This window comes from uncultured Nonlabens sp. (assembly GCF_947495285.1).
Taxonomy (GTDB): domain Bacteria; phylum Bacteroidota; class Bacteroidia; order Flavobacteriales; family Flavobacteriaceae; genus Nonlabens.
This window is the reverse complement of sequence record NZ_CANLXZ010000002.1, coordinates 152397-166721: the sequence shown is the minus strand read 5'-3', so window position 1 is coordinate 166721 and position 14325 is coordinate 152397. Positions and strand designations below refer to the sequence as shown.

The 14325-nt window shown below is 36.9% G+C and carries 3 protein-coding genes and 1 pseudogene; all 4 read right to left on the bottom strand.

The window, feature by feature from the left end; translation table 11 throughout:
• Positions 1-5347: pseudogene (locus tag Q0838_RS01545) on the bottom strand (hypothetical protein); the annotation flags it as partial.
• A gap of 419 nt (positions 5348-5766) precedes the next feature.
• Positions 5767-6078 (bottom strand): DUF3467 domain-containing protein, encoded by a 312-nt coding sequence (locus tag Q0838_RS01540; RefSeq protein ID WP_298950481.1) that lies wholly within the window; start codon positions 6076-6078, stop codon positions 5767-5769.
• Positions 6079-6083: 5 nt separating this feature from the next.
• A complete protein-coding gene (gene rpoC, locus Q0838_RS01535) occupies positions 6084-10391 on the bottom strand; it encodes a DNA-directed RNA polymerase subunit beta' (protein WP_298950477.1) in 4308 nt (1435 codons plus the stop codon).
• Between the two features lie 93 nt (positions 10392-10484).
• Positions 10485-14294 (bottom strand): DNA-directed RNA polymerase subunit beta, encoded by a 3810-nt coding sequence (gene rpoB, locus Q0838_RS01530; protein WP_298950475.1) that lies wholly within the window; start codon positions 14292-14294, stop codon positions 10485-10487.
• Positions 14295-14325: the final 31 nt, after the last annotated feature.

Below are 14325 nucleotides of genomic sequence, written 5' to 3'. Positions count from 1 at the left end.
CATAAACTACTCCTTCTATTGTTCCTGGAGTGTTGAATCCGTTATCTTCTTCAACTACTGTTGTACCTGATGCTACGGTTACCGTGGTTGGGTCTGTTCCTTCTGTTTGAACTGCTCCGGTTGGTAAAGTGCTATCTACTATATCTACTCCTACATCACCAGCAAAAACATCACCAGCAAAATCACCATTAACATCTGTAGTAACGGTAATTGGATCTCCGAAAGTAGGAGTCAAAAGAACATCTACATTAGCCAAATTAGGCTCTCCAGAATCCTGAACTCCATTATTATTTAAATCACTATAAATGTGACCAGTAACGGTACCTATAGGTAAAACCGTTTCTGTAATATCATCTATTAAATTACCATCTCCATCATTTCCATCATCAGAAACATCGGTAACAACATCGCCGTTACTATCCGTTGCACTAGCTGTGGCTTGATTATCTATCTGTCCAGAAACAAAATCAGTATCATTAATTTCATAAGACGCAGTGAATATTAAAGAAGCACCAGGAATTAAATCAAGTGCATCACCTTGTCCATCTTCATCAGACCCTCCTGACAGATATACCGGAGTAGGTACCGGAGTATTAGTACCTGTAAACGTACCTAAATCTTCTGACACACTTACATCGAAAGCAAAATTAGAACCTGAATTTAAAACCGTGTAAGTGTAATTGATTATACCTGTTGCCGGATTAAAAGTACTAGTTTTAGTAATATCTAACGTAGTAGAACAAGCACTATTTTCGTTAGGGTCTAAAAAGTCAAATAAGACAGAGTCAGTACTATTAGGAGACGTATAACCTTCTCCCATTTCACCAGAAATAACTAAACCATTACTATCAACTGTTTCAGGAGCTGGGTTTCCAAGTATACCATCTTCGTCCGCTTTCGCGAAAGCGTCAACATAACCAGCTTCTATTGTATCACTACAACCATCTCCATCTGAATCTAAATCTAAATGGTTAGGTATATTATCCCCATCCTGATCGGGAGCATTTAAAATAACCACTGTAGGATCATCACCGAAATCATCTATAATGCACTCATCAAACTGAACACTATAAAACCTATTTTGTGAAATATTTATGTTTTTTGTAACACCTATTACATATTCGAACTGATTTACATCTTGTCTTTGAAAGAATACTTTATAACCAGAATCTGTATCAATAGGCTCAATTGCAGCTGAGCCTGTTCCATTTGCTCTAAACTGTGTAATACCGCTGGCAAGATCTGTAGCTATAACATTAGTTGGCTCGTTTAAAGAATAACCTACTAAGTTATTTAATCTATAAAACTCTCTAATTCTACCAGTGCTATCACTATCAATATCCTGAATGAAACCACCTATTCTACTTACCGTAGCAGGAGCAGAAGTTACAGAATCTACTAATTCTACTCTAAAAGTTATAGTTAAATCACCACTAGAAGCAGCGGTATAGTTAATTACTGGTTGCCATGCTAGAGGATCGCCAGAAGCATCATCAATTCTTACTAACGAAGCACCTGCAGATCTTTGAGTAATTTGAACAATAGCATCTATACCAGATCTTACAGTTGAAAATCTATATCTAGCACCCACCTGTCCAGCAGTACCACTTATTAAAGAAGCTCCATTGAAATCATAATTTTGACCAGTACAAGTTGAAGAATTATCTGTAAAGAATTCAAAACCTTCAGTTATGTCTGTTATACCGTCGTTATCATCATCTAAATCATCAATATCATTAACACCATCACCATCAGCATCATTAGGTAAGGTACGATCTCTAAAATCAACGTTTCCACCCTCATTTAAATCGCCATCTGTATCCGGCAAATTATTGGTATCGTTTAAGAAACCATTAGGATCATTATATCCAGATGTATCAGTATCTAAAGCAGAGTTTGCAACACCATTAATTGTAGCCGTATCAACTAATCCATCGTTATCTGAATCAACACCAGTAAGTACAAGTCCTGCTTCAACAGTATCGTTTGCTCCTTGGTTATCAGAATTTAAATCTAAATAATCTGGTTGATCAACAGTATCAGTATTAACTGGAAGCAATCCTAATTGGTCACCGTTAAAATCATAAGATACAGGAAGTCCATTTGCATTAACATCAGGAACCCCATCTCCATCTGAGTCTAATGGCGCTACATAACCAATTGTAACCTGGGCTTCATTATTATCAGGAATACCGTCACCGTCAGAATCTAAGTCTAGATGATTAGGTAAGCCGTCATTATCTCCATCCAATAATGCACAAATGCCATTTGCATTTAATGAGCAAAAATCTGCATCTTGGTAATTCAAAATACCATCTCCATCATCATCTTGCGAAGGATCTCCCAAACCTTGGGATTCAACAACGTCTAGAATACCGTCATTATCGTCATCTATATCATTATTATCGAAGACACCATCACCGTCTGTATCGATAGGCGCAAAGCATGAATCTGTAATACCATTACCATCTACATCTGGTCCATTTTCTGTATAATCATCTATACCATTCCCATTAGAATCTTGAGGAGTATTTGAAGCATAGCTAGCATCTACAACCAATCCATTAGCCAAATTAACCGCAGCTGGATCTAATCCAAACTGGCCATCATCACCACCGTCAGCTAAAGAGTCTTGATAAGCCTCGTTAGCATCAGAACAACCATCATTATCAGAATCAGTGTCTCTCCAATCCGGTTCACCAGAACCAGAATCAGAATCTTGCAAAGTGTAATTGACAATTCCGTTGTCGACATCTCCAGAATCTTGAACTGAATCAGGAATACCATCGGCACCGACAGGACCAGTTAAAACACCATTAAAATAAGACTGTCCGTGACCAGCCTCTTCAACATCATATATACCATCATTATCAGCATCAAGATCTAAATAATCTGGAATACTATCGTTATCCGTATCAATCGGTGTTGAAACCACACAAAAATCAACCGATGTAAAACCTAAAGTCACTGTCGCAGGTCTCTGCCCATTAGTATCCTTACCAGTAATAAAAATTACTCTATCGACTGGTTCAGCAATAACTAGATCAAAGAAATTATCATCTGCAGCTACACCACCAGAGGTAGAGGTGCTTACTACACGGTTATCTGAAACAGTCCACACACCTGTAGATAGAGACGGCTGGAAATTACCGAAATTTGAAGAATCTATATTTACCGCAGCACCACCTAGTTCAGCAGAGACTTCTGCATAATCACTCACATTATAACCACCTGCCTGAATTCTTAAATTAGAAACTGGCTCGTTAAAAATAAATTCATACTGAACATAATTACCAGTAGATGGGTTACCAGTATTAACTGGTTGGACAAAAATATAATCTTCTACAGAAGCGATATCATCTTTTAAACGAACACCTCCATTAGGCTCTCCAGCCCATGCAGCGTTACCAACTAAAGTAGCTTGAAAGTCATAAGCACCATTCAATAAATTAGGCACGACAGAAACAGCACCTGCACTTTCTAGTCGTGAGTTATAAGCGACACCTATAGTATTCATAGTTTGACTAGAAGAGTCAACACAATTGACACCACCTTCATCAACATCTTTGATACCGTCATTATCATCATCAAGATCAGTTATATCGTCAACACCATCGTTATCTGCATCACAATTACCAACAACTAAAGTGCTAGAACCAGAATCTAGAACATAACCATAAAACCATGTATTAATAACTCGATTATTCCCATAATCATCACAAAGAAGACTTAAAGTATCCGATCCCTGACCACCAGAAGCAGCAGGAACGGAATCATCAGGATTTGAGCCATTCCAAGCGCGAGAAGGCCCAGCAACGCCATCTAAGAGTTCCAAAACAGAAAAACCACCTTCTGTAACATTATTCCCATCACCATCTCCTTCTACATTACAAACACCAAAAGACGTAAGTTCAGTATCATCCCAGTAAAGAGTAGCATTTTGAATAATTGGAGAAACACCTCTAACATTTAAACCATTAATATTAAATTCTGCATCATACATAGGAATGTTTGTACGACCTCTAAACGAGGTCACTTCAACGCTAACCGAAGAATCAAAAGCTACTGTATCCCCGAATCCATCCAAACCATTCCAAAAAATCTCATTATCACCAGTCGGCTGATCGTAAGCTTCTAAACTAACATCTCGAGTCCCTGCTTGATAACCAGGGGTTCCATTGAGATCAATAAGAATCGCGACATCACCTGAAGCACTCAATGTGTAAGGTATTTTGTAATCACCAGGACAACCCTGAATGCGACTTCCTAAGACCGGAGCTGACGTAGAAGTAGTTGGGAAAATAGATTGATCTGGTGAAAATAAGAATATCTGATAGCTATTATCTAAAACTGGAGGTAAAGCTGTAGGCCTATTTTGTGACCTTCTAGTAACCTCAAAAACATTAGTCACGTCATTATCATCATCGACAACGCCATAGCGGTTCATAGACAATTCATAAGCTAAAGGACGAAAACCATTTAAAAAATCCAATTCAACAATTACTTGATCCCTTGTATAAGCATAAAACTCACCTTCTACTGAAGCATCTAGAGTAGGGTTAGGAACAAGAGCCGGGCTATTGTTACCATCATTAATATCATTAACATCCTGCTGTCTATAACCAATAAAACTCCATTTCTTAGACCACAATCTCCCTAGAATAGGAGCTGTATTAGTACCAACAGTCAAATCAAAATAAGGAAAAAAGAAGCCTACCGGAGTATTACTTCCTGGCCCATTTGAATCAAAACTAGTAGCACCACCATCATTGCTTATATAAAACTCAATATAAAAATCGCCATTTGTAGTAGGATTAAAAATTAAAGGATTATAACCATTAGTAACTCCACCTATCCCGTTAGGCCCTTCAAAAGCCTCTGCATAGTTATCAATATAACCTGGATCTCCAACAGCAGGATTAGCTCCAGCACCGTTGTCTAATCTACCAGACAAAGCTCCTACCTGCACACCAGCTGCGTTAATACCCTCGACTAAGACATCTGCCTGATTGTAAATTCTATAATAAGTAACTAAATTAATCAACGGATTATTAGCTCCTTCATTTCTTAGAAGAGATTTTGCACCAAAATACAAATTCTCTGTAGCTGCGTTTGCAATAGTAAATTGCATCCTATTTACTTTAGGCGCATTAATAAAAGGACCACGGAGACCTCTTGTAAAGAACAAAGCAGTTCCGTTTAATGGCTCTACATTTGAAGGAGATGGCATCACCTGCCTTGTACCATCTGCATACAGACCCAGAGGCAGCATAAGAATAATTACAAAAAGTAAAAAAGTCTTATTTACAAAGCTGAAAAATGCATTTAAAATATTAGAAATACTCATAAGGGATGAATTGTAAAATATTATTAATCATGTGTCATCACAATTAAGATACAAAAATAGAATATTGAGCAACGTATATGAGTAATAAGCAAGTATTAAAAAAGGCTATTCGATAAACACTTGTGAAAAATAGATTAATAACATATGAGAAATTAAATCTAGAAGAGACCGCACAACAATAATTCAATTATTGCAGGTTGGACAGATAAAAACCTATTAGATCTATTAAATTTTAAATAAACTAATTTTAACGACTCTAAGAGGTTTAATAATCCTGCACAAGCTATGTGTTCATTATTTTAATCAAACCCTCTCAAACGACACAAATGAAAGAGGTAAAATTAAATACGATAATAAAGATCTATAGTGAGTCTTGTTTTAAATAAAAAAGCCTGATACTTACGCATCAGGCTATAATATTAAGCTTGGCCCGTGGGGCCAAAATTTAAAGGTATGGGTGGTTTATCATAATCTCTAATTTCACCGTGTACCTGTTCAAACTTCATTACATTTTCCAGCAACGCTTTAGATAAACGCTTAGCGTGTTGAGGAGTTAATATAATTCTAGATTTAACCTTTGACTTAAGGTTACCAGGCATGATATTCACAAAGTCAACAACAAACTCAGAAGCAGAGTGATTAATAATTGCCAAATTACTATACTGCCCTTCTGCTGTATCGCCATCTATTTCAATATTAATCTTGTGCTCCGTATTATTATCCTGTGCCATTACTTTTAGTTGTAATTTACTTTAGGCTCTTCCTTTTTATGCAAAAGTTTTTCAAACTCCTCCTTAGAACCTACAATAATATCATCATAATTACGCATACCTGTACCTGCTGGAATTCTATGACCTACAATAACGTTCTCCTTTAAACCTTCCAAAGTATCGACTTTACCTGCAACAGCAGCTTCATTTAATACTTTAGTGGTTTCTTGGAATGAAGCAGCACTAATGAATGACTTAGTTTGAAGAGATGCACGTGTAATACCCTGAAGTATAGGCTCAGCAGTTGCTGGCATTACATCACGAGCAGTAACTAGTGACTTATCCTCTCTTCTAAGAATGGAATTCTCATCACGTAATTCTCTGGAAGTGATAATCTGACCTTCTTTCAAAGATTCAGAGTCTCCAGAACTTTCAACAACTTTCTTACCGTAAAGGTTATCGTTCTGAAGAATAAAATCTTCTTTATGAACTAGTTGATTTTCTAAGAACATACCATCACCAGAATCAACAATCCTTACTTTCCTCATCATTTGACGAACGACAACTTCAAAGTGCTTATCGTTAATCTTAACCCCTTGTAAACGATACACTTCTTGAACTTCATTAACTAAGTACTGCTGTACAGCACTTGGTCCTTTAATCGCAAGAATATCTTTAGGAGTGATAGAACCATCAGATAAAGGCATACCAGCTCTTACATAATCATTTTCTTGTACTAGAATTTGATTAGAAAGTTTTACAAGATACTTCTTCACTTCATCCGTTTTAGAAGTAACGAGAATTTCACGATTACCACGTTTAATCTTACCAAAAGAAACTACACCATCTATTTCACTTACTACAGCTGGATTAGAAGGATTACGTGCTTCAAATAATTCTGTTACACGTGGAAGACCTCCTGTAATATCACCTGCTTTTGCTGATTTACGAGGAATCTTAACTAAGACCTTACCTACCTTAATCTTATCATCATCATTTACCATTAAATGGGCACCCACAGGAAGGTTATATGAAATCACATGGTCTCCCTTAGCATCAACGATATGTAATGTAGGAATGAGTTTTTTATCTCTAGAATCAGAAATAACTTTTTCCTCATACCCAGTTTGTTCATCACTCTCTACCTGGAAAGTTACCCCTTGAATAATATTTTCAAATTTAATCTTACCGGCAAATTCTGATATGATTACACCATTAAATGGGTCCCATTTAGCTAATAAATCGCCTTTCTTAACTTTAGAACCAGGCTTAGCATAAAGCTCAGAACCATAAGGAATATTATTAGAATTTAATAACATACCTGTTTTCTCATGAAGTAATTTAGACTCAGCCGTACGAGAAATCACTATCTCCACAGGCTTACCTTCATTATCTTCAACTTTTACAGTTTTAAGATCATCAATTTCTAAAACACCATCATTCTTTGCAACGATAGAACTATCTTCAGAAACGTTACCTGCAACACCACCTACGTGGAAAGTTCTTAACGTTAACTGCGTACCAGGCTCTCCAATAGACTGTGCTGCGATAACACCTACTGCCTCACCTCTCATAACTAATCTATTAGTAGCTAGGTTTCTACCGTAACATTTAGTACACACACCTTTTGCAGCCTCACAAGTAAGAGCAGATCTTACCTCTACAGACTCTAGATCTGACGCTTCAATAATATCAGCAATTTCTTCTACTATTAACTCACCAGCAGGAACAATAACTTCCTGTGTAGCTGGATCTATAACATCATGTAATGCAGTACGACCTAGAACTCTAGCTCCTAATTTCTCCATTACCTCTTCATTCTTCTTAAGAGCAAAAACCTCTATACCTCTTAAAGTTTCACAATCTTCATGATTTACTATTACATCTTGTGCAACATCATGTAACCTACGTGTAAGGTAACCAGCATCGGCTGTTTTAAGAGCTGTATCTGCAAGTCCTTTACGCGCACCGTGAGTAGAAATAAAGTACTCAAGAATCGAAAGCCCTTCTTTAAAGTTAGAAAGAATAGGGTTTTCAATAATAGCACCACCTCCATCGTTAGATTTTTTAGGTTTTGCCATAAGTCCACGCATACCTGTAAGCTGTCTTATTTGCTCTTTAGATCCACGTGCACCAGAGTCAAGCATCATAAACACCGAGTTAAAACCTTGTTGATCTTCTCTAATATTTTTCATTGAAAGTTCAGTAAGCTGCGCATTTGTAGCCGTCCAAACATCAATTACTTGATTGTACCTTTCATTTTGGGTAATTAGACCCATACCATAATTTCCACGTATTGTGTCAACTTTAGCATTCGCTGTATCAATCATCGATTGCTTCTCTGCTGGTATCATGATATCTCCTAATGAGAACGATAATCCACCACGGAATGCAAATCCATAACCTAAATCTTTAATTTCATCAAGGAAAGCAGCTGTTCTAGGAACATCTGTTACCTTAAGGATATCTCCTATAATATCTCTTAAAGCCTTTTTAGTAAGAACCTCGTTGATATAACCAGCCTCATCTGGTACTCTTTGATTAAATATAACTCTACCAGCAGTCGTTTCAATAATTTCTGCTTTATAAGAACCATCACTTTGAAGAAGATTAATTCTACATTTAACAGGAGCGTTAATATCAACTCTCTTCTCGTTAAAAGCAATAACCAATTCTTCAGGACCGTAAAAAGTAAGACCTTCACCTTTAACAATATGTCCAGGCTCAGATCTACGTAATTTGGTCATATAATAAAGACCCAATACCATATCCTGCGATGGTACCGCAATAGGGCTACCATTTGCTGGATTAAGGATATTGTGTGAAGCCAGCATTAATAACTGACATTCTAGTATAGCCTCAGGACCTAAAGGAAGGTGAACAGCCATTTGATCTCCATCAAAATCAGCATTAAATGCTGTACAAACTAATGGGTGTAACTGTATCGCTTTACCTTCAATTAATTTAGGTTGGAACGCTTGTATACCCAATCTGTGAAGAGTAGGAGCACGGTTCAACATAACTGGATGTCCTTTAAGAACATTTTCCAATATATCCCAAACTACTGGCTCTTTCTTATCTATAATTTTCTTTGCTGACTTAACCGTCTTTACAATTCCACGCTCAATAAGTTTACGTATTACAAAAGGCTTATAAAGCTCTGCAGCCATATCCTTAGGAATACCACACTCATATAATTTAAGCTCAGGACCTACAACAATTACAGAACGTGCAGAGTAATCAACACGCTTACCTAGTAAGTTCTGACGGAAACGTCCTTGCTTACCTTTAAGTGAATCTGATAATGATTTTAAAGGTCTATTAGAATCTGTTTTAACAGCACTAGATTTTCTTGTGTTATCAAGAAGTGAATCTACTGCCTCTTGCAACATACGTTTTTCATTACGAAGTATTACTTCTGGAGCTTTAATCTCCATCAATCTCTTCAAACGATTATTACGTATTATTACACGACGGTATAGATCATTTAAATCAGACGTTGCAAAACGACCACCATCAAGAGGTACTAATGGACGTAATTCTGGTGGAATTACTGGCACTACCTTCATGATCATCCATTCTGGCTTATTCTCACGTCGTTCATTAGAATCCTTGAGTGCTTCAACAACTTGTAAACGTTTTAAAGCCTCTGTTTTGCGCTGTTTAGATGTCTCGTTATTTGCCTTGTGACGTAAATCATAAGAAAGAGTTTCTAAATCAATGCGCTGTAGAAGATCTATCAAACAATCTGCACCCATCTTAGCGATGAATTTGTTAGGATCTGAATCTTCTAGATATAAATTTTCTTGAGGTAAACTATCTAGTATATCTAAATACTCTTCCTCAGTTAAAAAATCTAATCTTTGTACTTCTTCACCTTCCGCATTTTTTGCGATACCTGGTTGAATAACTACATATCTTTCATAATAGATAATCATATCCAGCTTCTTAGAAGGAAGCCCTAGTAAATAACCTATTTTATTAGGTAAACTACGGAAATACCAAATGTGTGCAACTGGCACAACAAGATTAATATGCCCAATACGATCACGTCTTACTTTTTTCTCAGTAACCTCTACACCACAACGATCACAAACAATTCCTTTGTAACGGATACGTTTATATTTTCCACAAGCACATTCATAATCCTTCACAGGACCGAAGATGCGCTCACAAAAAAGCCCATCCCTTTCAGGTTTGTGCGTACGATAATTTATCGTTTCTGGTTTTAACACCTCACCTCTTGACTCTGCAAGAATAGCTTCAGGAGATGCAAGACCGATTGAAATTTTAGAAAATTTCTTTTGTGTTAGGTTGTCTTTATGTCTAGCCATAATAATGGTACTATTTTAAGTTTAAAGTAGTAAGGTTTTATGTAATGTACGCTTTCGCGAAAGCGAAACTAACATAAAACCTCACAGAAAAAATTAATCCTCCAGTCGTAGATCTAGTCCTAGACCTTTTAACTCATGCATCAATACATTAAATGATTCTGGAAGGCCAGGTTCTGGCATAGGTTCACCTTTCACGATTGCCTCGTAAGTCTTAGCACGTCCTATAACGTCATCTGATTTTACCGTTAGAATTTCACGCAGGGTGCTAGAAGCTCCATATGCCTCAAGTGCCCAAACTTCCATCTCTCCAAAACGTTGACCACCGAATTGCGCCTTACCACCGAGAGGTTGCTGCGTAATCAATGAATATGGACCGATAGAACGCGCGTGCATTTTATCATCTACCATGTGACCTAGTTTAAGCATATAGATAATACCTACTGTCGCAGGTTGATCAAAACGCTCACCAGTACCACCATCAAATAAATAGGTGTGACCGAAACGTGGAATACCAGCCTCGTCCGTATACCCATTGATCTGATCTAAAGTAGCACCATCAAATATAGGTGTAGCAAATTTCTTACCTAGTTTCTCACCAGCCCATCCTAAAACGGTCTCATAAATCTGACCTATATTCATACGAGAAGGTACACCTAGTGGGTTCAATACGATATCAACAGGTGTCCCATCTTCAAGGAATGGCATATCTTCCTGACGTACAATACGTGCAACGATACCTTTGTTACCGTGACGACCAGCCATTTTATCACCTACTTTAAGTTTACGTTTTTTAGCGATATAAACTTTAGCAAGTTTTATGATACCAGCAGGAAGCTCATCTCCGACAGAGATGGTAAACTTCTCACGACGTAATGATCCCTGAAGATCATTTTCTTTAATCTTATAGTTGTGTAGTAAATCTGCAACCATTTCATTCACATCACTACTAGTAGTCCATGTACCAGAAGTTAAATGAGTAAAATCATCTACAGAATTTAACATTTTAAGGGTATACTTTTTACCTTTAGGAAGAACTTCTTCTCCAAGGTCATTAAATACACCTTGCGATGTTTTACCACTTACGATTTCAAATAATTTTTCAATTAGACGTTCTTGTAAACCATCAAATTTACCTTGATAATTCTGCTCTAATCTTGCAATATCCTCTTTATCTTGAGCCCTCTTTCTCTTATCTTTTACAGCACGAGAGAATAATTTTTTACCGATAACAACACCTCTAAGAGATGGAGACGCTTTTAAAGAAGCATCTTTTACATCACCAGCTTTATCACCGAAGATTGCTCTAAGAAGCTTTTCTTCTGGAGTAGGATCACTTTCTCCTTTTGGAGTAATTTTTCCTATTAATATATCACCAGGTTTAACTTCTGCACCGATACGAATCATACCCTGCTCATCAAGGTTTGCAGTAGCCTCTTCGGAAACATTAGGTATATCTGGAGTCAACTCCTCATTACCTAACTTTGTGTCTCTGACATCTAGTGAGTATTCATCTACATGGATAGAAGTAAATATATCTTCACGTACTACCTTTTCAGAAATAACAATCGCATCCTCAAAGTTATAACCTTTCCAAGGCATAAATGCCACTTTCATGTTACGACCTAATGCAAGTTCACCAGCCTCAGTTGCATAACCCTGACATAAAACTTGACCTTTATTAACTCTATCTCCTTTTTCAACTATAGGTTTAAGTGTAATACTTGTACCCTGGTTAGTTTTACGGAATTTAATCAAATTATAAGAAGTATCTTCAGGCTCAAAGCTAACTAACGATTCACGTTCAGTACGATCATATTTGATCACTACTTTCTGAGCATCTACATAAACAACCTCACCATCGCCTTCAGCATTTATTAATACTCTAGAATCCGTAGCAACCTGTCTTTCTAAACCTGTACCTACAATAGGTGCATCTACTCTAAGTAAAGGTACTGCCTGACGCATCATGTTAGATCCCATAAGCGCACGGTTTGCATCATCATGTTCTAAGAATGGAATTAGAGATGCAGAAATAGATGCAATTTGATTAGGAGCAACATCAGCATATACCACCTCTGATGCATCAATTACTGGGAAGTCACCTTCCATACGAGCAATTACTTTTTCCTGATCAATTTTACCATTAGTTAATGGTAAGTTAGCTTGAGCAATAAGTAATCCTTCTTCTTCTTCGGCGCTTAGGTAAGTTGGTTCATCTTCCAGGTTTACCACACCATCTGTAACTTTTCTATAAGGAGTCTCAATGAATCCCATACCGTTCACTTTTGCAAAAACAGCAAGTGAAGAGATCAGACCAATATTCGGTCCTTCAGGAGTTTCAATAGGACAAAGTCTACCATAGTGAGTATAGTGTACATCACGAACCTCAAAACCAGCTCTTTCTCTCGAAAGACCACCAGGTCCAAGTGCCGATAATCTACGTTTATGAGTGATCTCAGCTAATGGATTTGTTTGATCCATGAATTGAGATAATTGGTTCGTACCGAAGAACGAATTAATAACAGAAGACAAAGTCTTAGCATTAATAAGATCAATAGGCGTAAACACTTCATTATCTCTTACATTCATACGCTCACGTATCGTACGAGCCATACGAGCAAGACCAACACCAAATTGTGAACTTAACTGCTCACCCACCGTACGAACGCGACGGTTAGATAAGTGATCAATATCATCAATCTCTGCCTTAGAGTTGATCAACATGATCAAATGCTTGATAATAGTAATGATATCTTCTTTGGTAAGCACTTGCTTATCCATAGGAATATCAAGATTCAATTTTTTATTCATACGGTAACGACCTACCTCACCTAAATTATATCTCTGGTCAGAGAAGAATAATTTATCGATGATTCCACGAGCAGTTTCTTCATCAGGCGGCTCAGCGTTACGTAATTGTCTATATATATGTTCTACAGCCTCTTTTTCAGAGTTTGTAGGATCCTTTTGTAAAGTATTGTGTATAATGGCATAGTCAGCAGACATATTATCTTCCTTATGAAGAAGAATAGTCTTTGCTTGAGAATCAATTATCTCATCTATGTGTTCTTTTTCAAGAATTGTATCTCTATCAAGAACAATTTCATTACGTTCAATAGATACTACTTCTCCAGTATCCTCATCAACGAAATCTTCATGCCAGGTTCTAAGTACACGAGCAGCAAGCTTGCGACCTAAGTATTTTTTAAGACCTGTCTTACTTGCCTTAACTTCTTCAGCAAGATCAAAAATACCTAAGATATCTTTATCTCTTTCAAAGCCAATAGCACGGAAAAGTGTTGTTACAGGTAATTTCTTTTTACGATCGATATAAGCGTACATAACACTATTAATATCTGTCGCAAATTCTATCCATGAACCTTTAAAAGGAATTACACGAGCAGAATATAATTTAGTACCATTTGCATGGAAAGATTGCCCGAAGAAAACACCAGGAGACCTGTGCAACTGAGATACAACCACACGCTCAGCACCATTGATACAAAAAGTACCAGAAGGTGTCATGTAAGGGATGGTACCAAGATAAACATCTTGTACAATTGTTTCAAAATCCTCATGTTCAGGATCTGTACAATATAATTTTAAACGTGATTTAAGAGGCACGCTATAAGTTAGACCACGCTCTATACATTCTTGAATAGAATATCTAGGTGGGTCTACGAAGTAATCAAGAAATTCCAAAACAAACTGATTGCGAGTATCAGTAATTGGAAAATTCTCCATGAAGGTATTATACAAACCTTCAACTTCTCTTTTATCAGATTTAGTCTCTAGCTGAAAAAAGTCCTGAAAGGATTTAATTTGGATATCCAGCAAGTCAGGATATTCTGCCTTATTAGTTACCGTTGAAAAATTAATTCTCTCTGTGTTTGTTGCTAGCATCAATGCACGGTATTAAATTATTAAAAAAAGC

What these genes read in the sequence shown, in the direction of transcription:
- rpoB (WP_298950475.1), bottom strand. Translation starts at nt 14,294, where the DNA reads ATGCTAGCAACAAACACAGAGAGAATTAATTTTTCAACGGTAACTAAT.
- rpoC (WP_298950477.1), bottom strand. Translation starts at nt 10,391, where the DNA reads ATGGCTAGACATAAAGACAACCTAACACAAAAGAAATTTTCTAAAATT.
- Q0838_RS01540 (WP_298950481.1), bottom strand. Translation starts at nt 6,078, where the DNA reads ATGGCACAGGATAATAATACGGAGCACAAGATTAATATTGAAATAGAT.